Below are 22,923 nucleotides of genomic sequence, written 5' to 3' on the forward strand. Positions count from 1 at the left end.
ACTAGAGTAAGGTCAAATATGACCTAAAACACACCCTTTGGTCGGATGTTTAGAAATCGTTACGGGAGAAACATATGATGATTGGCTGCCACAGCCTGGTCTGGAACGGCTCGCTGGACCCGGTTTCCTTCGCCGCCTCGGCCCGCGCGACGTCCGAGGCCGGGTTCGATTTGCTCGAAATCCCGCTCATGGATCCCTGGTCCTTCGATCCTGGACAGGCGTCCCGGGCCCTGCGGGAGCACGGCCTGGCCGCGACCGCATCCCTCGGCCTGACCGCCGGGACTGACCTCAGCAGCGAGGACGCCTCCGTGGTGGCCAGGGGCGAGGAGACCCTCAACAAGTGCCTCGAACTCGTCCACGACCTGGAGGCCGACTACCTGTGCGGCGTGCTCTACAGCGCCATGCAGAAGTACGACCGGCCACCCACCGCGGCCGGCCGCCGCAACAGCGCCGCCGCCCTGCACCGACTCGCGGACCGCGCCGCGACGCTTGGTATCAAGCTGGGCCTGGAGGTGGTGAACCGCTACGAGAGCAACCTGCTGAACACCGGCAGGCAGGCCCTTGCCTTCATGGACGAAATCGACCATGACAACGTCTTCCTGCATCTCGACACCTACCACATGAACATCGAGGAACCGGACCTGTTGAGCCCGGTGCTCGCGGCGGGAGCCAGGCTGGGTTACGTCCACATCGGCGAAAGCCACCGCGGCTATCTCGGCTCCGGAAGCGTGGATTTCGGCGCCTTTTTCCGCGGCCTGGCGCTGGTCGGCTACGACGGGCCGGTGGTCTTTGAGTCGTTCTCCTCCGCCGTTGTGGATGACAACCTGAGCAACACCCTGGGCGTATGGCGCAACCTCTGGGAGGACTCGGCGGACCTGGGCGCCCATGCCAACGCTTTCATCCGCGGCCAGCTGGCGGCGGTTTCCTCCATCGCCAAGCACTAAACATCCGATCTATAGGGGCTAACATATGACTACCACCAGCGAAAACGGGCGCGAGGGCGTCGTTATCGTAGGAAGTATCACTGCCGACGTCACAACTTTTTCAAAACGACTGCCCCAGAGAGGCGAAACGATCCTCGGGGAGGAGTTCACCCTGCTGCTCGGAGGCAAGGGAGCGAACCAGGCCGTCGCCAGCGGGCTGGCGGGCGCTCCGTCCTTCATGGTGGGGTGCGTCGGCAATGACCTGTTCAGGCCTCTGGTCACCGACGGGCTGGAGGCGCACGGAGTGGACACCAGCGAACTGCGGGTGGTCGAGGCCCCCACCGGGATCGCCCACATCCGGGTGGACGATTCCGGGGAAAACGACATTGTGATGGTGCCGCTCGCCAACGACCACCTGACTCCCGGCCAGATTTCCGACGCGGTCTCCCGCCTCGCGCCGCGGGCGTCGGTCCTGCTCACCCAGCTGGAAATCCCCCGCGAGGCCGCCGCCCACGCGGTCCGGGCCGCCCGGACCGCCGGGTTGACGGTTATCCTCGACCCCGCGCCGGCTGCCGCCCTCGACCGGGAGACCTGGGCCAGCGTGGATTTTGTCACGCCCAACGAGACCGAAGCGAGCCTGATTACCGGCATTCCGGTCACGGACGCGGCGAGCGCGGTCCGCGCCGGGGAATGGTTCCTGGCGCAGGGTACCGGGGGCGCCATCATCACCCTCGCCTCAGCCGGGGCGGTCCTGGTCACGGCCGACCGGCAGACGGTCTTCGATTCCTACCCCGTGACCGCCGTCGACACCACCGCCGCCGGCGACGCCTTTTCCGGTTACCTGGGCGCCTCGCTCGCCGCAGGCTTGTCCATTGACGAGGCCATCCGGCGCGCGATGGCCGCGGGAGCTCTGGCCGTCACCAAGAAGGGCGCTTCCCCCAGCCTGCCCGCCGCCGACGATGTCGATCTTTTCCTTTCCGCCCATGTCCCAAGCCGCTAGGAGCGCAGCATGAGAAAAACCCACGGAATCCTCAACCCCCAGCTCTCGCGGGTGGTGTCCGAAACCGGCCACACGGACACGCTCGTGGTGACCGACGCCGGCCTGCCGATCCCGCCGGCGGTCGAACGCGTCGACCTTGCCTACTTCCCGTCCGAACCGCCGTTCCTGGCGGTCCTGGACGCGGTCCTCGCCGAAGTGGTGATCGAAGGCGCCACCCTGGCTGAGGAGATCCGCGAGGCCAGCCCCGCGATGCTCAGCCGCATCCTCGAGCGGCTCAATGCGGCCGGGGTGGTTCCGGACTTCGTCCCGCACACCGAGTTCAAGGCCCGCACGGCCTCGGCCCGCGCCGCCGTTCGGTCCGGCGAGTTCACTCCCTACGCCAACATCATCCTTCATGCCGGCGTCGCCTACGGCCCGGACGAGACCTAGGAGCTTTCGTGCATTTTTATCTGGACACGGCGGACCGGGCTCAAGCCGAGCCGCTGCTGCGCAGCGGGCTTTTCGCGGGCCTGACCACCAACCCGAGCATCCTCGCTGGCGCCGGGGTGCTGAACCGCAGCATCCCGGAGCTGGTCGACTGGGCGTCCGCGGCCGGCGCGGGCACGGTCTTCGTCCAGTCGTGGGGCTCAAGCAAGGCCGAACTGGAGGACCGGGGGGCGTGGATCCAGTCCCTGGGCAGCAATGTCGTGGTGAAGGTCCCCGCCACGGCGGCGGGCATCGCCGCCAGCCGGACCCTCACCTCGGGGGGCGCCCGGGTCCTGGTCACGGCGGTCTATGCACGGGAACAGGCGCTGCCGGCGATGGCCGCGGGTGCCGAGTTCCTGGCCCCGTACCTGGGTCGGATGCACGACGCCGGCCGCGACGGAACCGCCGAAATCGCGGCCATCCAGCAGTTCATCACTGCCGGCGGCTCGCCGCTTAAGCTCCTTGTCGCCAGCCTCCGGGAGACAGCCCAGATAGCCTCCCTGGCCGGGCTGGGCGTCTCTCATTTCACCCTGGCTCCGGGGACGTGGCAGAAGTTCTTCGCCGATCCGCTCACCGCTGCCGCCGTCGAGGTCTTCGAAGCCGAATCCGCGCGGATGGAGGGCGCCGCCTAGCGGGCGGCGCGGTTCTCCTTACCCGGCAGGGACCGCTTGAGCCAGTGTTCGACGCCGCTGACATGGACGATGGTCAGGGCCCGGGCCAATTCCGCGTCGCCGTTCGCCAGCGCGTCCGCGATCGCCCGGTGCTCCGCGAGCGTGCGGGCCACGGCGTCTTCCTGGGTCAGGGCCCGCCAGACCCGGGCCCGCACCGTGCGGCTGTTCAGGCCGGACAGCAGACTGGCCAGATACGAGTTGCCCGAGGCCTCGGCGATCAGTGCATGGAAGTTCAGGTCGTGTTCCACCAGGTTTTCCGCGGAGTCGACGTCGACATCGTCGATTTCCTTGTGCAGCAGCGCCAACTGCTCCGGGGAGATCGCCTGGGCCGCGAGCGAGGCCGCCGAGGCCTCCAGGATCCGCCGCACCGCCAGCAGTTCGAGGACCGATGAGTCACGGCTCAGGTCCACCATGAAGGCCACGGATTCCTTCAGCAGCGCCGGCTCCAGGCTCGTGACGTATGTGCCGTCGCCCCGCCTGACGTCGAGCACCCTGATGGTCTCAAGGGCCTTCACAGCCTCCCGCAGCGAACTGCGGGAGAGCCCGAGCTTCTCGCTCAGTTCGTTTTCCGGGGGGAGTTTGTCTCCAGGCGACAATTCGCCGGTAAGGATCATGTCCTTGATCCTGGCAATCGCATCATCCGTTAGGGCCATTGGCCCAGCATAGTTCACCGCCGGGACGGCCCGGCGGCCGCGGGCGCACCGCGGCAGGGAGGAGCGGCGTGACCACCATCCACCGCCGGCAGACCCGGCTCGAGGCAGTCCTGTGGGACCTGGACGGCACTTTGGTGGACACCGAACACCATTGGCGGGCCGTGCAGGCCGGCCTGGTCGGGAGCTTCGGGGGCAGCTGGACCGAAAGCCAGGCCCAGTCGATCATGGGCCGGTCCCAGGCGGACTCCGTCCGGGTCCTGCAGCGCGCCGGGGTCCGGCTCCCGGTCGAGGAGATAGCGCAGCGTGTCACGGCCGGCGTACGGGACCGGCTCCGCGGCGGGGTGCTGTGGCGGCCTGGAGCCGCGGAGCTGCTGGCGGACCTCCGGGCGCACGGCATCCCCTGCGTCCTTGTCACCATGTCGCACCGGCACATCGTCGATGACATCCTGAGGCATTTTCCGGCCGGCAGCTTCGAGCAGACCGTCACCGGGGACATGGTCAGCAACGGCAAGCCGCATCCGGAGGCGTACGAGATGGCGTTCGCGCTGCTCGCCGGGACCCGCCCCGGGCTGTCCCGCCGGAACGTACTGGCCATTGAGGATTCGCTGCCGGGAACGACGGCGGCCCGGTCTGCCGGGCTGCCGACCCTGGGAGTTCCCCATCTGGAGCCGCTGGCCGCTGCAGACGGCCTGACAATCTGGCCCACCCTGGCCGGGCGCAGCGTCCGGGATCTTCAGGCCGCCGCGGCCGCGGCCCGGACGGCGACGGCGGCTGGCGGGAAGGCGCCCGGGACACCGCGCCCTAGGTGCACTAGGCCGGGGAGTGCTGCGGCGCAGTCCCGGCCGCGGGGGCCAGCCAGCTGAGCTGTGAGCCGTCTTCCTCGATGAGCCCGCCCAGCTCGGCGTTGAACGCCTTGCTGTGCTCAGCCGTGATGTGGGCCTGGAACGCCGCCTCATCCCGGTAAATCTCGTACACGAAGTACGCCCTGGGGTTGTCCCTGCGGGTATGTGGGTCAAACACCACGTTCCCGGGCTCCGCGCGGACCCGCTCGGTCAGTTCCGCCATCATGTCGGCTACCCGGTCCTCCGTCCCGGGCTTCGCGGTGAATTCGGCGTACAAGGCAAGAGGCACGGTCTCTCCTTCGGTCGGTGGACCCGACTCTAGCGTCCGCCGGGTCCGGACCGGAAGCGCCGCGGAGCGCTAGTTCACGGCGCGCACCACCGGGATCGACGCCGTCGGCGGTCCGTCGGGGAACACCGTCGGCTCCGGGCTCATCACGGCGTGCAGCGGCAGGGCCAGCGTTTCGGCGCCGACCGTGGCGCGGTGGCCGCGGACGTCGACCTCGAGCGGGGCCCCTTCCCGGACCGTCAGCCGCAGCGTAGTGTGGTCCAGCTCCACGTGCAGCAGCCCGCCGCGGAGCTTCAGGTGGAAGGACAGCGAGTCCCACTCGGTGGGCAGCCGCGGGTCGAAGTACGGTACCTCGCCCTGGTCGCGCAGGCCGGCGAAGCCGCTGACCAGCGAGCTCCACACCCCGCCGGTGGAGGCGATGTGGACGCCGTCGATCGTGTTGCCGTGCGTGTCGTCGAGGTCGATGTAGAGCGCGTGGATGAAGTGGTCCAGCGCGGCTTTGCCGTAGCCGACCTCGGCCGCCATGATCCCCTGCACGCAGGCGGACAGGGTGGAGTCGCCGGTGGTGATCGGGTCGTAGAAGTCGAACGCCCGGCGCTTCTCCTCCGGCGTGAAGTCCTGCCACTGCAGGAACATCGCCAGGACCGTGTCGGCCTGCTTGAGCACCTGGTGCCGGTAGATCACCAGGGGGTGGAAATTGAGCAGCAGCGGATATTTGGACCGCGGCGTGCTCCAGTCCCAGGGCTCCAGGGTCATGAAGTCGTTGTCCTGCGAGTAGACCTGGAGGTCCTCGTCGAAGGGCAGCTGCATCCGGTTGGCGGCCTGCTCCCAGAGCTCCCGCTCGGCGTCGTCGATGCCCGGGTGGTCCAGGGCCGCGGCCGCCCTGAGGTTAAAGCGGGCCATGACGTTGGTGTAGAGGTTGTCATTGACGACGGCGGTGTACTCGTCGGGCCCGGTGACGCCGTGGATGTGGAATAGCCCGTCCTTGCCGAAGAAGCCCAGCGAGGCCCACATCCGCGCCGTCTCGATCAGCAGGTCGGCGCCCAGGGTCTGCTTGAACTCCGTGTCGCCGCTGGCCCAGGCGTAGCGGTTCGTGGCGAAGGCGACGGCGGCCGCGATGTGGAACTGCGCGGTGCCGGCGGCGTAGTAGGCGCTGGCTTCGAGGCCGTTGATGGTCCGCCACGGGAACAGCGCCCCCTCGACGCTGAGCTCCTTGGCGCGCACCCTGGCCTCGGGCAGCAGGTCATGGCGGAACTCAAGCACCTGCCGGGCGTTGCCCGGGCTGGTGTACGTCAGGTACGGCAGCAGGTACACCTCCTGGTCCCAGAAGTAGTGCCCGTCGTAGCCGGAACCGGAGACGCCCTTGGCCGGGATGCCGGCCACGTCGGCGCAGGCGGTGGCCTGGGCCAACTGGAAGAGGTTCCAGCGGATGGCCTGCTGCAGTTCGGGCTGGCCGCCCACCACGATGTCGCTGGTGGTCCAGTAGTCGCGGTAGTGCGCCTCGCTCTGGGCGAAGATCTCGCCCACCGGCAGCAGCCCGCGCTCGGCGGTGTCGACCGGGTCCTCGTCCGCGCTGCGGGCCACGGCGTAGCTGACGCTCTTCTCCAGCACGAACGGCGTGTCAGCGCCCACGGCAAGGACATAGCGGACGCTGCTGTCGTCCTGGTCCACCTGGGTGTCGAATGGCTGCACCCCGGCGGAGGTCCAGTGGTCCACGGCCATGCCCAGCAGCTGCCGGGATTCGGCGGCCGCCCAGGACAGGCGGAGCGAGCCGTCACCGCCGTCGAGCCGGACCGGCAGCAGCACGCGGCCGGCGTGGCGGCCGGCGCGGCGCGGGTCATGGGACGAGTGGTCCTCCACCGGCTGGTCCTGCCGGTTCACCACGGCCGAGGTCACGTCCGCCGAGATGTCCCGGTCCGCGGAGACCTCCAGCGAAATGCCGAGTGTTCCACGGGCCTGGTAGCCCACGGCGCGGCGCTCAGTGGTGGTCACGGTGGCACCGGAACGGCACTGCCAGACGATCCGGCATTCGTAGATGCCGGTGGCGAAATCAACGCTCCGCCGGTAATCCAGGACGGTGGACTCCTCCAGCGTCAGCATCTCGCCGTCAATGATCACGACGAAGTTGTTGGCATCCGGGATGTAGAGGATGCGCTGGCCGGTGCGGGCGAAGCCGTAGGCGTTCTCCGCGTGCTTGATGTCCCACGTCTCGTGGAAGCCGTTGATGAAACTGCCCGGAAGCTCGGCGTCGGCGGCGGCCCAGTGGGCGCCCCGGATGCCGAGGTGGCCGTTGCCGACGCTGAAGAGCGTCTCCAGCGTTCCGGCGTTGCCGGGCAGGTGGACGGTTTCCACGAGCTTCCAGGGGTCGTTGGGAAACCTGGCGCGGTCCGAGGTGATGAGGGCCATGGGTGCGTTCCTTCAGGCGGTGTGGGGTGGGAGGGCGGTGGCGGTGGCTAGAGCAGCTCGGCGAGGTCGTTGACCACGATCGTGGCCCCGGCGTCGAGCAGGGTTTTCCGGCCCGCGCCGCGGTCGACGCCGATGACCGAGTGGAAGTTCCCCGCACTTCCTGCCTGGACACCGGAGACGGCGTCCTCGACGACGACGCACTGCACGCTGGGCCACCCCAGCAGCCGCGCGGCGTACTCGTAGGTGGCCGGGCTGGGCTTGCCCGGCAGTCCCTCGGAGAGGGCCACGACGCCGTCCACCACCACCGGGAAGTAGTCCGACAGTCCCGCGGCCTTGAGCACCGGAACGGCGTTGCGGGAGGAAGAGACGACGGCGAGTTTGAGTCCGCGCTGCAGTGCGGCTTCGATGAAGCGGACCGACCCCTCGAACGGCTCGACCCCGCCGGCGGCGACGATGTCGTTGAAGACCTTGTTCTTGCGGTTGCCCAGGCCGTGCACGGTGTCGTGCGACGGGTCGTCGTCCGCCGGCCCCTCGGGCAGCACGATGTTCCGCGAGGCGAGGAAGTCGCGGACGCCGTCGAACCGGGGCTTGCCGTCAATGTGGTCGAAGTAGTCGCTTTCGCGGTACGCCGCGGCCTCCGGGACGCTTTGGAGGAAACCGTCGAAGAGCTCCTGCCAGGCACGCTCGTGCACCACCGCGGTGGGCGTCAGCACGCCGTCGAGGTCGAAGAGGATGGCGGAGGCGCCGGCGAGCACGTCGGCCGGGACCGGGGTGCCGGTGGAGGTCTCGGTCATGGGGAAAGTCCTTTCAAACGGGGACGGGGGACGTCGTTCAGGTGGGGATCCCGCGGGCGGCGCGGCGGCAGCCGGGCGGTGCGGGATGGAACCGGCATCAGCGCCGGCGGCCGGTACTCCTGCGCTCCACCAGCTTGGTTTCCAGCAGGTGGGCGGCGGGTGGATGGGCAGATCCCGGGCGGTGCAGCCGTTCGGCCAGCAGGGTGGCGGCGAAGGCGCCCTGGTCTGCGACGGGCTGGGCAATCGTGGTCAGCCCGAGGAACCAGCTCATTTGGTGGTCGTCTATTCCAATGATGGAGACGTTCCCGGGCGCTGACAAACCGAGGTCCCGCAGTGCCATCAACGCTCCGAAGGCCGTCTCGTCGCATCCGGCGAAAACCGCCGACGGCATCCGGCGGTTCTCGACCAGTTCCGTCATGGCCCGGCGGCCACCCTCGATGCTGGAACCTGCCTTGACCACCAAATCCGGGTCGACGGTCAGGTCGTGGTCGGCCAGGGCCTGTTCGAAGCCGCGGCGCCGGGCGTCCGCTGTGACCACGGTGCGTCCGGGCGGCTCCGTTCCGGCCAGCATGGCCAGGTCCCAGTGGCCCAGCCCGAGCAGGTGTCCGGTGGCCTGCCGGGCCGCCTCCTCGTCGTCGATGCCGACGTTGTCCCAGGGGACGCCGTGCATTCCGACGCTCGCGACGGCTAGGCCGGACGCTTCGAGGGCGGCCGTTTCCGCGCCGTCGAGCGCGACGTTCAACAGCAGCACCCCGTCCACGCGCTGGGCCAGGCCGGCGAGGTCGGCGAAGAGTTTGCGCTGCACCCCGGGCCGGTTCCGCAGGCTGATCAGGACGGTGTCGAAGCCGCTGTCCGCGAAGATTTCCTCGGCGGCCTCGACGGCCTGGGCGAAGAACCACGCGGTCGCGGTGGGGACGATGATGGCCACGGCGCCGGTGGTTCCGCCGGCCAGCCGGGCGGCGGCGGAGGAGGCTTTGTAGCCGAGCTTGGCGGCGGCGTCGCTGACTTTGGCCTGGGCCTTCGCGGAAACGTTGGGGAGGTGCCGTAACGCCCGGGAAACGGTGCAAATGGAGAGCCCGGAAAGGGCTGCGACGTCCTGGATGGTCACGCGTGGAGCCTTAGCCATGCGACACGGGCCTGGACCTTTCTTCCCCCTGCAGTAGTGGGCCGATCAAGTTGGCCAACGTCGAGTGTAAACGCTTATAAATTCGGCACGCAAGTGGCCCCGGCGTTCCAGCGAATGGACTTTCGTCCCTGCGGGCCGGAACGGTTCAGCGCAGCACGTAGTGGCGCAGGAAGGCGCCGACGTCCACGAGCTCGGCCGGGGAGATCGCATGGCCCATGCCGGGGTAGCTGCGGGCGGTGAGCTGGGTGTGCCGGTGCAGCCATTCCTCGGTGTGCGCGGTGGCGGCCTCGTTGATCACGGGATCCTCCTTGTCCCGGCCCCAAAAGAACGGCGGCCGCTCGCTGAACGACTCGCTCATGGCCAGCAGTTCGTTGTCCAGAACAAATCCGGACAGCCCGACGACGGCGCGGAACGCTTCGGGCCGCAGCCGCAGCAGGGTGCTCGCCATGGCCATGCCCTGCGAGTAGCCGAGCAGGCTGACGCTGCTGTGGTTGTCCCTGACGGCGTCGATCCAGCCGAAGACCGAGTTGGCGGCGGTGACCACGTCGGCGAAATCGTGGGTGAGGAAGTAGTCCAGCAGGAACCAGCCGTAGTCGTCGCCGATCACCTTCGGACCGCGCGGGGCGGCGCAGGTGAACTCGGGCGGGAGGCGCGCGAAGAGGTCCGCCATCCGGGTCTCATCGGTGCCGTAGCCGTGCAGCATCACCAGCAGCGGCGTGCCGGCGCGCTCATGCTCCGGCCTGGACCATACGACAGTGTTCATGGGCACAGCCTAGCCAGCCACCGGCGGCGGGGCGGTCCGGGGGTGGGCCTGGCGGGCGGAGCGGGCCGGACCGGCCGGCTGGGCGTCGGGCGCAGCGAAAGGCATCGACGCTCGGCGGGCGGGCGGTGGGCGCTAGGCCGGGGCGCGCGACCCACGGCTGGGCGGCACCTCGGTGGGCACGACGCCGGGCGGCACCTCGGTTCTCGATTTCCGCTGCGGTACCGGACAGCCGCGCCCCGGATGGACTGGCGCTGTCCAACCGGACGGCCGCGCCCCGGGCCCGCGGCGCCCTGGACCGGGAAGCCCGCCCCCGTCCGGAACCGCCGCGAAAAAGGCCTCCGTCCCTCCCCCGCGAGGCCATCTGCGGCAATAATTCCCGGCGGGGCGGGCAGCCTGATCGTTGAAAGGACACCTACCGGGCTGTAGCGTGACGCTGGACAGCATGCTTAGCACTACCTATCGGTCCCACCGGACAACAAGGAGCAAGTCATGAGAATCGGTTCCTCCATCTTCCTTATCGCCATCGGCGCCATCCTGGCCTGGGCCATCGCACCGGGCCTGATCCCCAACGTGGACCAGACCATGATCGGCTACATCCTCATGGTGGTCGGCGTCATCGGGCTCATCGCTTCCCTGATCCTGGCCTCCCCCGGTCGCGGCCGCACGCGCCGGGTGAGCGAGACGCGCTCCGTCGTCGACCCCAACACCGGCGAAACCATCACCCGCAACGAGAGCCGCGACGCCGGCATCTGAGCCCCGGGCGGATCACCGCCTCAGTAGCACCCGCGACGCCGGGCCCGACCAGCAAGGTCAGGCCCGGCGTCCGCTCTTTAACAGCCGTCCGCCGACGCCGCCGACGCCGCCACGACTGGACACGCCCGTCCGCGCGACGAACCCGGGACCGAGCATGCCCATCCGAAGACTCGGACGCTGGGCATAACCCATCCTGCTCAGCCCTTGGCCCGAAAATTGGGCATGTCCGTCCGCCACGGGAGAACCTGCACAACGGGCATGCCCGTTGCCGGAGCCGGCCAGTGGACATAACCTAGCCTGCCCAGTCCCGGGCGCTATGGATGGGCATGTCCGTCACCGCGGGACGCCCTCCCCCACACCCGGACCTCATCCCGGCGCTTCGCCACACTATTCCCGGCCGCCCCGGGCCGGGCACAACCACAGACCCAGTTCTGCGTTCGTGTGGTTTTTCATTGACAAAGCCACATGAACGCAGATAAAGTCAACTAATTCCACTTCATGTGATGGGGGTCACCGGAGCCGCTGGAAGCCGCAACACCAAACGCAGCAACACCGAATCAACCGTCGCGATGGAGGGCACGTGTTCGCCGAGGAACGTCAACAACTGATCGTCGAACTGGTCGCTGCCAGCGGGCGGGCCAGCGTCACCGACCTTGCCGAGCGGTTCAGTATCACGACGGAAACGGTCCGCCGCGACCTCGCCGCCCTCGAACTCGCCGGCACCGTCCGCCGGGTCCACGGCGGCGCCGTCTCGCCCGAGCGGGTCAGCACCACCGAGGAGAGCATCCTTGAGCGCACCGTGCAGCGGAAGTCCGAAAAGGTCAGGATCGCCGAGGCCGCACTCACCCTCATCCCGCAGGACCGCTCCGGCAGCATCCTGATCGACGCCGGATCCACCACCGAGGCCCTCGCGGAACTGCTCGCCGCCCGGCCGGCCGGCCCGGCGGCAGCCGCCGACGCGGAACTCGTCGTCATCACGCACGCGCTGCCCATCGCGGCCAGGCTCTCCGGCGAACCCGCCATCGCCCTGCACCTGCTCGGCGGCAGGGTCCGCGGCCTCACCCAGGCCGCCGTCGGCCAGTCCACCGTGGAAGCCGCCCGGCGGATCCGGCCGGACATCGCCTTCATCGGCACGAACGGCATCTCCGCCACGTTCGGCCTCAGCACCCCCGACCCCGAGGAGGCCGCCGTCAAGGCAGCCTTCGTCCAGTCGGCCCGCCGCATCGTGGTGCTGGCCGACTCCGCCAAGCTGGACGCGGAAACGCTGGTCCAGTTCGCCTCCCTGAAAGATCTGGACACCGTGATCACTGACAAGCAACCCGGCCCGGCCCTCGCCGAGGCCCTCGCGGACGCCGGCGTGGAGGTGGTGGTGGCATGATCGTCACCCTCACCGCCAACCCCAGCCTGGACCGCACCGTGGCACTGCCCGGCCCGCTGCTCCGCGGCGAGGTCCAGCGCGCCGTGTCCGTCCGGCAGGAGTCCGGCGGCAAGGGCGTCAACGTCTCCCGCGCCCTCGTGGCCTCCGGCCTCAAAACCGTCGCGGTGCTCCCCGGCGCCGAAGCGGACCCGGTGCTCGCCGGGCTCCGGGAGAACGAGGTGCCGTTCGCGGCGCTGCCCATCGGCGAACCGCTGCGCAGCAACGTGGCGCTCACCGAACCGGGCGGCATCACCACCAAGATCAACGAACCCGGCCCGGCGCTGAGCGGCGAGCAGCAGGAGGCCCTGATCGGCCTGCTGCTGGACTCCGCCCGCGGCGCCGGCTGGGTCGTGCTGGCCGGCTCCCTGCCGCCCGGGGTCCCGGCCGACTTCTATGCCACCGTCACCCGGCGGCTGCGTTCGGCGCACGACGGCGCCGAGGCACCCCTCATTGCCGTCGACTCTTCCGGCGAACCGCTCGCCGCTGCGATCTCCGGCGATGCACTGGGGAAACCGGACCTGATCAAGCCCAACGCCGAGGAACTGGCGGAACTGGCGGCCGCGGCGGGATTCCCCACCGACCGCTCCGCCGAGGAACTGGAGGCCGACCCGGCCGCCGCCGCGGCGGCAGCGGCCGCCGTCGTCCGGTCCGGGGTGGGCGCCGTCCTCGCCACCCTCGGCTCCAAGGGCGCGGTCCTCGTCACGGCCGACGGCGCGTGGCTGGCCACGCACCCGCCGGTCAAAGCCGTCAGCACGGTCGGCGCCGGGGATTCCTCGCTCGCCGGCTACCTGCTCGCTTCAAGCCAGGGCGCCGCCCCGGTCGATTGTCTGCGCCAGGCGGTGGCCCACGGGGCCGCCGCTGCCTCCCTGCCCGGCTCCACCGTCCCGGCAGTGCACCAAACAACCCCCGCAGCCGTAACCATCACGGCCCTGAAGAAGGATTGACAGTGACCCAGCTCATTACCACCGAACTGGTCGAGCTCGACCAGAATCTGGGCAATACGCCCGAGGACGTGATCCGGCACCTCGCGGGCCGGGTTGCCGCCAACGGACGCGCCACCGAAGTCGAAGGGCTCTTCACCGACGCCTTCGCCCGGGAATCCAAAACCGCCACCGGCGTCCCCGGCGGCATCGCGATCCCGCACTGCCGTTCGACCGCGGTGACCGAAGCAACGCTGGCGATGGCGCGGCTGTCCCAGCCCGTGGACTTCGGCGCCAAGGACGGCCCGGCAGACCTGATCTTCTTCATCGCCGCCCCGGAAGGCGCGGACCAGGATCACCTCAAGCTGCTGTCCAAGCTGGCCCGGTCCCTGATCAAGAAGGACTTCACCGGCGCGCTGCGTTCCGCCGGCACGCAGGCAGAGGTTGTGGAACTGGTCGAGGGCGCCCTCGCGGACAAGCCGGCCAGCCACGCCGCCGCCCCCGCCGCGACGGCGGGAGCACCGACGGCGGATGCCACGGCGGCGGGAACCGCCTCCGCCGGCGCCGCTCCGGCCGCCGAGGCACCGCGTGCGAAGCGGCTTGTCGCCGTCACGGCCTGCCCCACCGGCATCGCCCACACCTACATGGCCGCGGACTCGCTCGTCGCGGCCGCCAAGGACGTGGGCGTGGACCTCCAGGTCGAAACCCAGGGCTCCTCCGGAGCCAAGGCCCTGGATCCGGCCGTGATCGCCGCCGCCGACGCCGTGATCTTCGCCGTCGACGTCGACGTCCGCGGCAAGGAGCGCTTCGCCGGCAAGCCCGTCATCAACGCCCCGGTCAAGCGCGGCATCGACGAGCCGGACAAGATGGTCCAGGAAGCCCTGGCCGCGGCGGACAATCCCAACGCCCGGCGAGTGCCGCACTTCGGCGCCGAGGAGCAGGCCCAGCAGGAGGCCGAGGAAAAGGGCGAGCACATCGGCCAGAAGCTGAAGAAGGCCCTGCTGACCGGCGTCAGCTACATGATCCCGTTCGTCGCGGGCGGCGGCCTGCTGATCGCCCTGGGCTTCCTCATGGGCGGCTACCTGATCACGAATTTCGCCGACGACATCGTGGTCAAGAACAGCCTCTTCAACCTCCCCACCGAGTACCCGGACAACGCATGGGGACCGCTGGGCGCCTACCTCGGGGCAGTGCTGTTCAAGATCGGCGCGCTCTCGCTGGGCTTCCTGGTCCCGGCCCTGGCCGGCTACATCGCCTACGCCATCGCCGACCGGCCCGGCATCGCCCCGGGCTTCGTCGCCGGTGCGGTGGCAGGGTTCATGGGCGCCGGGTTCCTCGGCGGCATCGTCGGCGGCCTGCTCGCCGGGTACATCGCCCTCGTGATCGGTCGCCTGCAGGTGGCCCGCTGGCTGCGCGGCCTGATGCCCGTCGTGATCATTCCGCTGCTGGCCTCCATCGTCGCCTCCGGCCTGATGTTCCTGATCCTGGGCGGTCCGATCGTGGCCATCACCAACGGCCTGAACACCTGGCTGTCCGGCCTGACCGGCGCGGGCGCCATCGCCCTCGGCGTCATCCTGGGCCTCATGATGTGCTTCGACCTCGGCGGACCCGTGAACAAGGTCGCCTACTCGTTCGCCGTCGCCGGCCTCGGCGCCGCCTCGCTCGACAACCAGGCGCCGTGGCAGATCATGGCCGCGGTAATGGCGTCCGGCATGGTGCCTCCGCTGGCAATGGCCCTCGCCTCCACCGTGCTGAACAAGAAGCTCTTCAGCCTCGCCGAGCAGGAAAACGGCAAGGCGGCCTGGCTGCTCGGGGCTTCCTTCATCTCAGAAGGCGCCATTCCGTTCGCCGCTGCCGACCCGCTGCGCGTCATCCCCGCCAGCATGGTGGGCGGCGCTGTCACCGGCGCCATCTCGATGGCCGCGGGCGTCGGTTCCAAGGCCCCGCACGGCGGGATCTTCGTCTTCTTCGCGATCGACAACTTCCTGATGTTCGTCGTCTCCATCGCCGTCGGCACCGTCGTCACCGCCCTTTCCGTGATCGCCCTCAAGCGCTGGGCAGTCAAGAAGAGCGTTGATACGGTGGAACCGGTTCCCGCCACCGTCTGAGCCGGTCCGCAACAGACCACCCAAGCTGAACACCCACGCAGAACCCAAGGAGTAAAAATGACCGAACGCAACGCCACCATTGCCAGCCGTGTAGGGCTGCATGCCCGCCCGGCAGCCATCTTCGCCGAGGCAGCTGGCGAGTTCGATCTGGAGATCACCATCGCCCGGCTCGGCGAACCGGAAGACGAGGCCATGGACGCTGCCAGCATCCTTTCGCTGATGAGCCTGGGGGCTTCGCACGGCGAGGTTGTGGTGCTGCGCGCCGAGGGCGACGGCGCCGACGCTGCGCTCGAGCGCCTGGTCCAGATTCTCGAGACGGACCACGACGCCGAATAACGGCTTTACGCACGACGGCCCGGCGCCCCCACGGGGGTGCCGGGCCCTCGTCGTTCTGCGGGTGCCGGGCCGCTTTACTTGGCGGGCAGCGCCGAGGGGCTGCCCGGCTCAGGCGGAGACCGTGTGGGCGTCCCGGACGGCGGGTGGCGTCTGGCCCTGCAGCACCCAGCGGTTCCCGTCCGGGTCGCTGAAGTGGGCGAACTGCACGCCGCCGAGGTCCTGGATCTCGCTGATGTCTGCCCCGCGCCCCAGCAGGTCGCGGCGGAGCGCCGCCAGGTCCGGAACGACCAGTTGCAGCCCCTCCAGGCTGCCCGGCCGCATCCCGGTCATGCCGGTGCCGATCACAATCGAGGCGGCGGATCCCGGCGGCGTCAACTGAACGACGCGCATCCCGGGGATGTGTTCGACGTCGTGGTCCAGGACGAAGCCCAGCGTCCGGGTGTAGAAAACCTTGGATTGGTCCACGTCGGATACCGGGACTTGGACAACTTCGAGCCGCATCTCCATGCCCCCAGACTAGCCGGGAGGGTGCTTGTCTTGGCCTCGGGGCATGGATAGTTTGGGAACCGTGGCTGCCGAACCGGCTGGCCGCGCCCACCGACGAAGGGAACCGGGAACCATGCCCACGAAAAAAGGTGCGCCACAGGGTTCCGAGAACCCCAGCATCAAGGACCCGGAACTGTACGAGTCGCTGCTCGAAGACGGCGCCTCCAAGCAGAAGGCTGCCCGGATCTCCAACGCCGCGGCCAGTAGGGGCCGTTCGGCGGTGGGTCGAAAGGGCGGAAAGTCCGGCGACTACGAGGACTGGACGGTGCCCCAGCTCAGGGAGCGCGCCAAGGAGATCGGCCTTACCGGCTACTCGAAGCAGAAGAAAAGCGAACTGATCTCCGCGCTCCGGAACTCGTAGCCGATGCCGACGGTGGCGCGGGCTTGCGCCGCGGCCTCAGGCGCCCTTGCGCGCCGCCGCCCTGCCGCCCCCGGCCGCAGCAGTCTTGGCGCCGGCGCTCTTGGCCGCAGCAGTCTTGGCGGCGGTGGTCTTGGCCCCTGCAGTTTTGGCGGCGGTCGTCTTGGCCGCGGGCTTGGAGGCCTCCTTGGACGCGGCACTCTTGGCCGTCGTGCTCTTCCTGGCGCCGCTGGTCTTGGCGGCGGACTTCCCGGAGCCGGCGGAGGACGCCTTGGCTGCGGACCCGGCCTCGGCCTTCGGAGCCGCCTTGGCCCGGCTGGTGGTGGACTTCGCCGGAGCCGCCTTGCCGGTTTCGCCGGTCTCCCCGTTACCGTCCGCGCCGCCGGCCGCCCCCCGCTTGCGCTCGATGCTGCGCTTGAGGGCATCCATCAGGTCGATCACCTCGCCGCTTCCGGCCTCGGCCGCCGGTGCACCGAACGTCTCTTCGGTGTCCAGCGCCTCGCCCTGTTCGATCTTGGCGTCGATCAGCTGCCGCAGCTGGACCTGGTAGTCATCGGTGAACTGGTCCGGTTCGAAGTCGGCCGCCATCGAATCCACCAGGGCCGCGGACATCTCCCGTTCCTGGGCCGAGATCCGCACGCTGGTCTCGAGCGCCGGGAAGGCCGCCTCGCGCACCTCGTCGGCCCACAGCAGGCCCTGCAGCACCAGGACGTCGCCGCGGACCCGCAGCGCCCCCAGCCGGCTCTTTTCCCGCAGCGCGAATTGCACGACGGCGACCCGGTCGGTGTCCTCCAGCGCCCGGCGCAGCAGCACGTAGGCCTTCGGGGACTTGGCGTCGGGTTCGAGGTAGTAGCTCTTCTCGAACATCATCGGGTCCAGCTGTTCGGCGGGAACAAACTGCACGACTTCGATCTCGTGGCTGTTCTCCGCGGGAATCGACTTCAGTTCCTCCCGGCTGAGCACCACCGTGCGGCCGTCCTCCTCGAAGGCCTTGTCGATGTCCTCATAGTCGATGATCTTGCTGCAGACCTCGCACCGGCGCTGGTAGCGGATCCTGCCGCCGTCGGCGTTATGGACCTGATGCAGGCTGATGTCGTGGTCCTCGGTCGCGCTGTAGACCTTGACCGGAACGTTGACCAGGCCGAACGCGATCGCGCCTTTCCAGATGGCTCTCATGGCTCAAGTGAACACCAGAGCCGAACGGAGGTGAAGTCTTTTGGCTGACAGCAAGGAACGCGTCCGCGTCGACGGCCGGGAACTGGTGCTGACCAACCTGGACAAGGTCATGTACCCGGAGACCGGGACCACCAAGGCCGACGTCCTGGCCTACTACGCCGCCGTGGCGCCCGTGCTGATCGCGGCGGCAGCCAACCGGCCGGCCACCCGCAAACGCTGGGTCCACGGCGTCGGGACGGCCGGGGCGCCAGGTGAGATGTTCTTCCAGAAGAACCTGGACCACTCGACGCCGGGCTGGGTGCCCCGTGCCGCCATCACGCACAAACAGCGCACCATCCAGTACCCGCTGGTCAACGACGCCGCCACCCTCACCTGGCTGGCCCAGATCGCCGCGCTGGAGATCCATGTGCCGCAGTGGCGCGTGGACCCGCACGGCAACGCGCTGCCGCCGGACCGCCTGGTGCTCGACCTCGACCCCGGCGAGGGCGCCGGCCTGGCCGAATGCGTGGAAGTCGCCAAGCTGGCCCGCGGCATCCTGCAGGACGTCGGCCTGGAGCCCGTGCCGGTCACCAGCGGCAGCAAAGGCATCCACCTCTACGCCGCGCTGGATGGGACGCAGAGCTCGGACCAGGTCTCGGAGTTCGCGCACGAACTGGCCCGGGCCCTGGAGGCCGACCACCCGGAGCTAGCGGTCAGCGACATGAAGAAGACCCTGCGCACGGGCAAGGTGCTGGTGGACTGGAGCCAGAACAACGCGGCAAAGACCACCATCGTGCCCTATTCGCTGCGCGGCAGGCTCCGGCCCACCGTCGCGGCGCCGCGCACCTGGCGTGAACTCGGCTCCGCCTCCCTGCACCAGCTCGATTACCGGGAGGTGATGAAGCGGGTGAAAGCCGGCAAGGATCCGTTTGCGGCCATTTCCGGCGGCGCTGACGGCGCGGCGCCGGCCGGCCGGGGTTCCGGTTCCGGTGGGTCGGCCGGGGGCTCCGGCGACGGCGGCCACGGCGACCCGCGGCTGGAGAAGTACCGCACCATGCGGGACCAGGGCGCCACACCGGAACCCTTCACGGCGGAGCAGCACCAAAGCCGGAACGACGCCGGCACGCTGCAGGAAAGCTTCGTGATCCAGGAACACCACGCCAGCCGGTTGCATTACGACTTCCGGCTCGAACGCGACGGCGTGCTCGTGTCCTGGGCCCTGCCCAAGGGGGTTCCCACCAGCAAAGCCAAGAACCACCTCGCCGTCCAGACTGAAGACCACCCGATGGACTATGCCGACTTCGAGGGCACGATCCCCAAGGGGCAGTATGGCGCGGGCACCGTCAGCATCTGGGACCGCGGGCACTACGAGTGCGAAAAGTGGATCGCCGGCAAGGAGGTCATTGCTACCCTCACCGGCGGCAAGGACGGCGGGCTGGGCGGCACCCGCCGGTTTGCCCTGATCCACACCGGGCGCGCCGATGACCAGTGGCTGATCCACCTCATGGACCCGCCCGCCGGTCAGGCGGCGGCGGAGCCCGCGGCGTCCTCCGCGGCGCGCACCGGTCCGTCGCCGCGCGGGAAGGCTTCCCGGTCCGGCGCGGCATCCTCCCCCGCGCCGGCCCCCGACCCGGCGGACCTGTCGCCGATGCTGGCCAGTGCCGGCACCCGGGCGGACCTGGCGGACAAGGACTGGCAGTTCGAACTCAAATGGGACGGAGTCCGCGCCCTGGTCCTCGGTGACGAAAAGCGGATCCGGCTGATCAGCCGCAACAGCAACGATATGTCCGCCAGCTACCCCGAGCTCACGGACCGGGCCTGCTGGCCGCCGCAGGACTTCGCCGCCGACGGCGAGATCATCGCCACCGGCCCCTCCGGGCGCCCCGATTTCGGCCTGCTGCAGGGACGCATGAAACTCAGCAAGGCCGCCGACGTCGCCAAGGCGCAGGCAGCCACCCCGGTGCGCCTGATGCTCTTCGACCTGCTCACCGAGGGCGGCGAGGACCTCCGCCGCCGCCCGCTCAGTGAACGGCGGACGCGCCTGGAGGGTTTCCTCGCCGGGCTGCCCGCCGGCCCGTGCCCGCTGGGACTCTCCGAGGTGATCGACGCCGACGTCGGCCACCTGCTGGAAAGCGCGGAGGAACTGGGCCTGGAGGGGATCATGGCCAAGCGCAGCGACGGGCGCTACGTCGGGCAACGGAGCAGGTCGTGGCTGAAGCTGAAGTTCGAGAAGACCCAGGAAGTCGTGGTCGGCGGCTGGCGGCCCGGCAACGGCGGACGGCGGGATTCGGTCGGTTCGCTGTTGCTGGGCATACCGGACGGGGCCAAGCTGCGCTACGTGGGCCGGGTGGGCAGCGGTTTCAGCAGCCGGGAACTCCAGGAACTGAGGCAGCGGCTGGACGCACTGCCGCGCAAGACGTCCCCGTTCACCGACGTCCCGGCCGAGGACGCCGCCGACGCACGGTGGGTCTCGGCCCGGCTGGTGGGCGAGGTGACGTTCGGGGAATGGACCGGCAGCGGCAAGCTCCGCCACCCGGTCTGGCGCGGCTGGCGCCTGGACAAGGCGCCAGCCGACGTCGTCGTCGAATAACCCGGGCTCCCGGTGCACGGGGCACCGCGCCGGAGATCCTAGTCGTGGTGCGGGATCTGGGGGCGGCTTTGCCGGTGCGTCGCCGCGTCCGCCACCTGCTGCGCCTGCTGCCCGCGGACCACATCGCGGTCCTTCGGATGGCGGTGTTTCCCGCTGCCGTCCGGCCACTCATGGCCGTCGGCGGGCGACGGGGGCGGAGGGCGCTTGCCCTCGGGGCCGGGGACCTCGTCCATGGACGCCGCGAGGTGGCTGGCGACCTCCGGGGCGATGTCGTCCTTGGAATGATGATCGGCCATGACTCTTCCTTTCTGCGATGAACCAAATCTGCGATGAAATGAAGCGTCCCCCCATGGTAGGTCCGACCCGGTGAGATGTCTCTAGGCTGGGGGGCATGGACTACACCCTCCGCCGGGCGACCGCCGACGACGCCGCCGCCCTGGTCCGCATGCACACCGCGGTCCATGAGGAGTGCTACGCCGGGCTCCTCTCGCCGTCGTTCTTTGCCGCCCGGCGCGCCAGCCTCGCCGAGCGGACCGAGCGGCGCCGCCCCTACCTCCGGGAGGCCACCGACCCCCGGATCATCGCCGTGGACGAGGGCGGGGAGATCGTGGGATTCGCCGACGCCGGCCCCGGGCGGGATGCGGACCGGCCGCAGGAGCGGGAGTTGTTCTCGCTGTACACCCTGCGCCGCACGTACGGCAGCGGGCTCGGCGCCGCGCTGCTCGAGGCGGCCCTCGGCGACTCGCCCGCCTACCTGTGGGTGCTCGAAGACAACCCGCGGGCCAGGGCGTTCTACGCCAGACACGGGTTCGTACCCGACGGGGTCCGGAAACTGCTGCCGGCCGAGTGGGAGGAACTGCCCGAAATCCGCCTGGTCCGGACTGCCGCCGAGGGCCTCCGGGAGGGCCTCCGGCAGGGCTAAACCGGGCCTGAAACGGGGGCACAAAGGCTCCAAACGGGCCGACGGCGAAAAAAGTTTCCAAAAAGATAAGCGAACTGCCTACTTTCCAAGAACCACGCGGATATATCGCGGGTGCCCGCGGCCCGATCCAGGCCCTTCGGACGCCGAAATCGGCTGATCATACGGCACCGGAATCGGAAAAGCCATGGAAGTCGCGTAAAATTGAAGGCCTGCCCGGAGCGGGGCAGCTACAAGTCGCAAGCAAATGACCTCCCCAGGAGTGCACCAAATGCCCAATGACCGAAGCACGACCGACTCTTCAGCAGGCGTTCTGAACGCCAGCGGAACCAACCAGGGCGCCCCCAAGGGCGCCAAGAAACCAAAGCTTCGCCGCCGTCGACTCCGCGAGTCCGACGTCAACGTCGTCGACCAGCCGATGCTCAAGAAGGCGCTGAACGGCACCATCGTGGGTAACACCATGGAGTGGTACGACGTCGGCGTGTTCGGCTACCTGATCACCACCATGGGCCCGGTCTTCCTGCCCGAGGCGGACAAGACGGTCCAGACCCTCTTCCTGCTCGGCACCTTTGCCGCCACCTTCATCGCCCGCCCCCTCGGCGGCGTGGTGTTCGGCTGGCTCGGCGACAAGATCGGCCGGCAGAAGGTCCTGGCCGCGACCCTGATGATCATGGCCGCCAGCACCTTCGCCGTCGGCCTGCTGCCCGGCTACGCCCAGATCGGCATCTGGGCAGCCGTCCTGCTGGTTCTGTTCAAGGTCATCCAGGGCTTCTCCACCGGTGGCGAGTACGCCGGCGCCACGACCTTCGTCAGCGAATATGCGCCGGACAAGCGGCGCGGTTTCTTCGCGAGCTTCCTGGACATGGGCAGCTACCTCGGCTTCGCGGCCGGCGCAGCCCTCGTCTCCGGGCTGCAGCTGACGCTCGGCCAGGACACCATGGAGGACTGGGGCTGGCGCATCCCGTTCCTGGTGGCCGGTCCGCTGGGCCTGATCGCCGTGTACTTCCGGAGCAAGATCGAGGAATCCCCCCAGTTCCAGGCCACCCTGGACGCCCAGGAAAACCTTGCCAAGGATGCCAGCGCCGCCGACCCGGCCGCCTCCAAGGGGCCGGTGGGCATTGTGAAGGCCTACTGGCGCTCGATCATCGTCGCCATGATCCTGGTGGCCGCGGCCAACACCGCAGGCTACGCCCTGACGTCCTACATGCCGACCTACCTGACCGAGTCCAAGGGCTACGACGAGCTGCACGGTACCCTGCTGACCATCCCCGTGCTGGTCATCATGAGCCTGTGCATCCCGCTGACCGGTAAGCTGTCCGACCGGATCGGGCGCCGCCCGGTGCTCTGGATCGGTGCCGTGAGCACCGTGGTCCTGGCCACCCCGGCGTTCCTGCTGATCGGCGTCGGCGAGATCTGGTCCACGCTGCTGGGCCTCGGCATGATCGCCTTCCCGGTGACGTTCTACGTGGCCAACCTGGCGTCGGCGCTGCCGGCCCAGTTCCCGACGGCCAGCCGCTACGGCGCCATGGGTATCGCGTACAACTTCTCCGTTGCCATCTTCGGCGGCACCACCCCGTTCATCGTCGCGGCACTGATCTCGGCCACCGGCAACGACATGATGCCGGCCTACTACCTGATGGCCACCTCGGCTATCGGCGCGGTCGCCATCTACTTCCTCAAGGAATCCGCCCAGATGCCGCTGCCCGGCTCCATGCCGAGCGTGGACACCGAGGACGAGGCCCGCGAGCTGGTCGCGACGCAGGATGAGAACCCGCTGATCGACCTCGAGCACATGGACATGCCGCTCACCGCCGCCGGTTCGAACGACGGCGAGGCCGGCAGGGTCCCGACCCCGGCCTAACCAGCCCGTCCCGGCAGTCCGGGGCCGTCCA

General features: G+C 69.3%; 23 protein-coding genes. 14 read left to right on the forward strand and 9 right to left on the reverse strand.

Features of this window, described 5'->3' with window-relative positions:
• Positions 1 to 74: 74 nt before the first annotated feature.
• The 4 genes from ASG71_RS01630 to ASG71_RS01645 are packed head-to-tail and all read left to right on the forward strand — an operon-like array spanning position 75 to position 3,020.
• Positions 75 to 944, forward strand: a complete 870-nt coding sequence (locus ASG71_RS01630) for a sugar phosphate isomerase/epimerase family protein (RefSeq protein WP_056736424.1) — start codon at positions 75 to 77, stop codon at positions 942 to 944.
• Between the two features lie 25 nt (positions 945 to 969).
• Positions 970 to 1,923, forward strand: a complete 954-nt coding sequence (locus ASG71_RS01635; protein WP_056736426.1) for a ribokinase — start codon at positions 970 to 972, stop codon at positions 1,921 to 1,923.
• 9 nt (positions 1,924 to 1,932) lie between these two features.
• Entirely contained in the window at positions 1,933 to 2,352 is a 420-nt protein-coding gene (gene rbsD / locus ASG71_RS01640; protein WP_056736428.1) for a D-ribose pyranase, read from the forward strand.
• Positions 2,353 to 2,360: 8 nt separating this feature from the next.
• Complete coding sequence (locus tag ASG71_RS01645) at positions 2,361 to 3,020, forward strand: transaldolase family protein (RefSeq protein ID WP_056736429.1); 660 nt, start codon at positions 2,361 to 2,363, stop codon at positions 3,018 to 3,020.
• Here ASG71_RS01645 and ASG71_RS01650 read toward each other — a convergent pair.
• Positions 3,017 to 3,712 (reverse strand): FadR/GntR family transcriptional regulator, encoded by a 696-nt coding sequence (locus ASG71_RS01650; protein WP_056736432.1) that lies wholly within the window; start codon positions 3,710 to 3,712, stop codon positions 3,017 to 3,019. The genes ASG71_RS01645 and ASG71_RS01650 overlap by 4 nt on opposite strands.
• A 68-nt stretch (positions 3,713 to 3,780) precedes the next feature.
• Between ASG71_RS01650 and ASG71_RS01655 the strand changes: the two genes are divergently transcribed.
• Positions 3,781 to 4,575: an HAD family hydrolase gene (locus ASG71_RS01655; protein WP_200947916.1), complete on the forward strand. Its 795-nt coding sequence runs from the start codon at positions 3,781 to 3,783 to the stop codon at positions 4,573 to 4,575.
• Here the strand turns inward: ASG71_RS01655 and ASG71_RS01660 are convergent.
• From ASG71_RS01660 to ASG71_RS01680, 5 genes are all read right to left on the reverse strand, one after another.
• Positions 4,523 to 4,843 carry a putative quinol monooxygenase gene (locus ASG71_RS01660; RefSeq protein WP_056736433.1) on the reverse strand — a complete coding sequence of 107 codons (321 nt, stop codon included), beginning with the start codon at positions 4,841 to 4,843 and terminating at the stop codon, positions 4,523 to 4,525. The two genes, ASG71_RS01655 and ASG71_RS01660, sit on opposite strands and share 53 nt — an antisense overlap.
• A gap of 69 nt (positions 4,844 to 4,912) precedes the next feature.
• Positions 4,913 to 7,246: a glycoside hydrolase family 65 protein gene (locus ASG71_RS01665; RefSeq protein WP_056736436.1), complete on the reverse strand. Its 2,334-nt coding sequence runs from the start codon at positions 7,244 to 7,246 to the stop codon at positions 4,913 to 4,915.
• A 47-nt stretch (positions 7,247 to 7,293) separates the two neighbouring features.
• On the reverse strand, positions 7,294 to 8,040 hold the full coding sequence (locus ASG71_RS01670; RefSeq protein ID WP_056736438.1) for an HAD family hydrolase: 747 nt from the start codon (positions 8,038 to 8,040) through the stop codon (positions 7,294 to 7,296).
• A 97-nt stretch (positions 8,041 to 8,137) separates the two neighbouring features.
• A complete protein-coding gene (locus tag ASG71_RS01675) occupies positions 8,138 to 9,148 on the reverse strand; it encodes a LacI family DNA-binding transcriptional regulator (protein WP_235563901.1) in 1,011 nt (336 codons plus the stop codon).
• Between the two features lie 163 nt (positions 9,149 to 9,311).
• Positions 9,312 to 9,929, reverse strand: a complete 618-nt coding sequence (locus ASG71_RS01680) for an alpha/beta hydrolase (RefSeq protein WP_056736443.1) — start codon at positions 9,927 to 9,929, stop codon at positions 9,312 to 9,314.
• A gap of 489 nt (positions 9,930 to 10,418) precedes the next feature.
• Between ASG71_RS01680 and ASG71_RS01685 the strand changes: the two genes are divergently transcribed.
• From ASG71_RS01685 to ASG71_RS01705, 5 genes are all read left to right on the forward strand, one after another.
• Positions 10,419 to 10,682: a DUF6458 family protein gene (locus ASG71_RS01685; RefSeq protein ID WP_056736445.1), complete on the forward strand. Its 264-nt coding sequence runs from the start codon at positions 10,419 to 10,421 to the stop codon at positions 10,680 to 10,682.
• Between the two features lie 580 nt (positions 10,683 to 11,262).
• Positions 11,263 to 12,060, forward strand: coding sequence for a DeoR/GlpR family DNA-binding transcription regulator (locus ASG71_RS01690; RefSeq protein ID WP_056736447.1), 798 nt, complete (start codon positions 11,263 to 11,265; stop codon positions 12,058 to 12,060).
• On the forward strand, positions 12,057 to 13,043 hold the full coding sequence (locus ASG71_RS01695) for a 1-phosphofructokinase family hexose kinase (RefSeq protein WP_056736449.1): 987 nt from the start codon (positions 12,057 to 12,059) through the stop codon (positions 13,041 to 13,043). Before ASG71_RS01690 ends, ASG71_RS01695 begins: the two co-directional genes overlap by 4 nt.
• Before the next feature lie 2 nt (positions 13,044 to 13,045).
• Positions 13,046 to 15,127, forward strand: a complete 2,082-nt coding sequence (locus tag ASG71_RS01700; protein ID WP_056736452.1) for a fructose-specific PTS transporter subunit EIIC — start codon at positions 13,046 to 13,048, stop codon at positions 15,125 to 15,127.
• Positions 15,128 to 15,184: 57 nt separating this feature from the next.
• The gene (locus ASG71_RS01705) at positions 15,185 to 15,463 is read left to right on the forward strand and encodes an HPr family phosphocarrier protein (RefSeq protein WP_056736454.1); all 279 of its coding nucleotides are present in this window, start codon (positions 15,185 to 15,187) and stop codon (positions 15,461 to 15,463) included.
• A 108-nt stretch (positions 15,464 to 15,571) separates the two neighbouring features.
• Here the strand turns inward: ASG71_RS01705 and ASG71_RS01710 are convergent, their stop codons facing one another.
• Positions 15,572 to 15,970, reverse strand: a complete 399-nt coding sequence (locus ASG71_RS01710; RefSeq protein WP_056736456.1) for a VOC family protein — start codon at positions 15,968 to 15,970, stop codon at positions 15,572 to 15,574.
• Positions 15,971 to 16,082: 112 nt separating this feature from the next.
• Between ASG71_RS01710 and ASG71_RS01715 the strand changes: the two genes are divergently transcribed.
• Positions 16,083 to 16,370 (forward strand): Rho termination factor N-terminal domain-containing protein, encoded by a 288-nt coding sequence (locus tag ASG71_RS01715; RefSeq protein WP_056736458.1) that lies wholly within the window; start codon positions 16,083 to 16,085, stop codon positions 16,368 to 16,370.
• Positions 16,371 to 16,406: 36 nt separating this feature from the next.
• Here ASG71_RS01715 and ASG71_RS01720 read toward each other — a convergent pair whose 3' ends face one another.
• Positions 16,407 to 17,543: a Ku protein gene (locus tag ASG71_RS01720; RefSeq protein WP_056736461.1), complete on the reverse strand. Its 1,137-nt coding sequence runs from the start codon at positions 17,541 to 17,543 to the stop codon at positions 16,407 to 16,409.
• Between the two features lie 40 nt (positions 17,544 to 17,583).
• Between ASG71_RS01720 and ASG71_RS01725 the strand changes: the two genes are divergently transcribed.
• Positions 17,584 to 20,112 carry an ATP-dependent DNA ligase gene (locus ASG71_RS01725; protein WP_056736463.1) on the forward strand — a complete coding sequence of 843 codons (2,529 nt, stop codon included), beginning with the start codon at positions 17,584 to 17,586 and terminating at the stop codon, positions 20,110 to 20,112.
• Between the two features lie 38 nt (positions 20,113 to 20,150).
• Here the strand turns inward: ASG71_RS01725 and ASG71_RS01730 are convergent, their stop codons facing one another.
• On the reverse strand, positions 20,151 to 20,408 hold the full coding sequence (locus tag ASG71_RS01730; RefSeq protein ID WP_056736465.1) for a hypothetical protein: 258 nt from the start codon (positions 20,406 to 20,408) through the stop codon (positions 20,151 to 20,153).
• A 95-nt stretch (positions 20,409 to 20,503) separates the two neighbouring features.
• Here ASG71_RS01730 and ASG71_RS01735 point away from each other — a divergent pair, with 95 nt between their 5' ends.
• Complete coding sequence (locus ASG71_RS01735; protein WP_056736468.1) at positions 20,504 to 21,034, forward strand: GNAT family N-acetyltransferase; 531 nt, start codon at positions 20,504 to 20,506, stop codon at positions 21,032 to 21,034.
• Between the two features lie 268 nt (positions 21,035 to 21,302).
• Positions 21,303 to 22,892: an MFS transporter gene (locus tag ASG71_RS01740; RefSeq protein WP_056736470.1), complete on the forward strand. Its 1,590-nt coding sequence runs from the start codon at positions 21,303 to 21,305 to the stop codon at positions 22,890 to 22,892.
• Positions 22,893 to 22,923 lie beyond the last annotated feature (31 nt).

It is taken from the genome of Arthrobacter sp. Soil763, from assembly GCF_001428365.1.
Classification (GTDB): Bacteria; Actinomycetota; Actinomycetes; order Actinomycetales; family Micrococcaceae; genus Arthrobacter.

Bases quoted from the DNA above. Each gene is read 5' to 3' on its own strand.
- ASG71_RS01630 (WP_056736424.1), top strand. From the start codon at position 75: ATGATGATTGGCTGCCACAGCCTGGTCTGGAACGGCTCGCTGGACCCG.
- ASG71_RS01635 (WP_056736426.1), top strand. From the start codon at position 970: ATGACTACCACCAGCGAAAACGGGCGCGAGGGCGTCGTTATCGTAGGA.
- rbsD (WP_056736428.1), top strand. From the start codon at position 1,933: ATGAGAAAAACCCACGGAATCCTCAACCCCCAGCTCTCGCGGGTGGTG.
- ASG71_RS01650 (WP_056736432.1), bottom strand. From the start codon at position 3,712: ATGGCCCTAACGGATGATGCGATTGCCAGGATCAAGGACATGATCCTT.
- ASG71_RS01665 (WP_056736436.1), bottom strand. From the start codon at position 7,246: ATGGCCCTCATCACCTCGGACCGCGCCAGGTTTCCCAACGACCCCTGG.
- ASG71_RS01670 (WP_056736438.1), bottom strand. From the start codon at position 8,040: ATGACCGAGACCTCCACCGGCACCCCGGTCCCGGCCGACGTGCTCGCC.
- ASG71_RS01680 (WP_056736443.1), bottom strand. From the start codon at position 9,929: ATGAACACTGTCGTATGGTCCAGGCCGGAGCATGAGCGCGCCGGCACG.
- ASG71_RS01685 (WP_056736445.1), top strand. From the start codon at position 10,419: ATGAGAATCGGTTCCTCCATCTTCCTTATCGCCATCGGCGCCATCCTG.
- ASG71_RS01695 (WP_056736449.1), top strand. From the start codon at position 12,057: ATGATCGTCACCCTCACCGCCAACCCCAGCCTGGACCGCACCGTGGCA.
- ASG71_RS01705 (WP_056736454.1), top strand. From the start codon at position 15,185: ATGACCGAACGCAACGCCACCATTGCCAGCCGTGTAGGGCTGCATGCC.
- ASG71_RS01710 (WP_056736456.1), bottom strand. From the start codon at position 15,970: ATGGAGATGCGGCTCGAAGTTGTCCAAGTCCCGGTATCCGACGTGGAC.
- ASG71_RS01715 (WP_056736458.1), top strand. From the start codon at position 16,083: ATGCCCACGAAAAAAGGTGCGCCACAGGGTTCCGAGAACCCCAGCATC.
- ASG71_RS01720 (WP_056736461.1), bottom strand. From the start codon at position 17,543: ATGAGAGCCATCTGGAAAGGCGCGATCGCGTTCGGCCTGGTCAACGTT.
- ASG71_RS01730 (WP_056736465.1), bottom strand. From the start codon at position 20,408: ATGGCCGATCATCATTCCAAGGACGACATCGCCCCGGAGGTCGCCAGC.
- ASG71_RS01735 (WP_056736468.1), top strand. From the start codon at position 20,504: ATGGACTACACCCTCCGCCGGGCGACCGCCGACGACGCCGCCGCCCTG.
- ASG71_RS01740 (WP_056736470.1), top strand. From the start codon at position 21,303: ATGCCCAATGACCGAAGCACGACCGACTCTTCAGCAGGCGTTCTGAAC.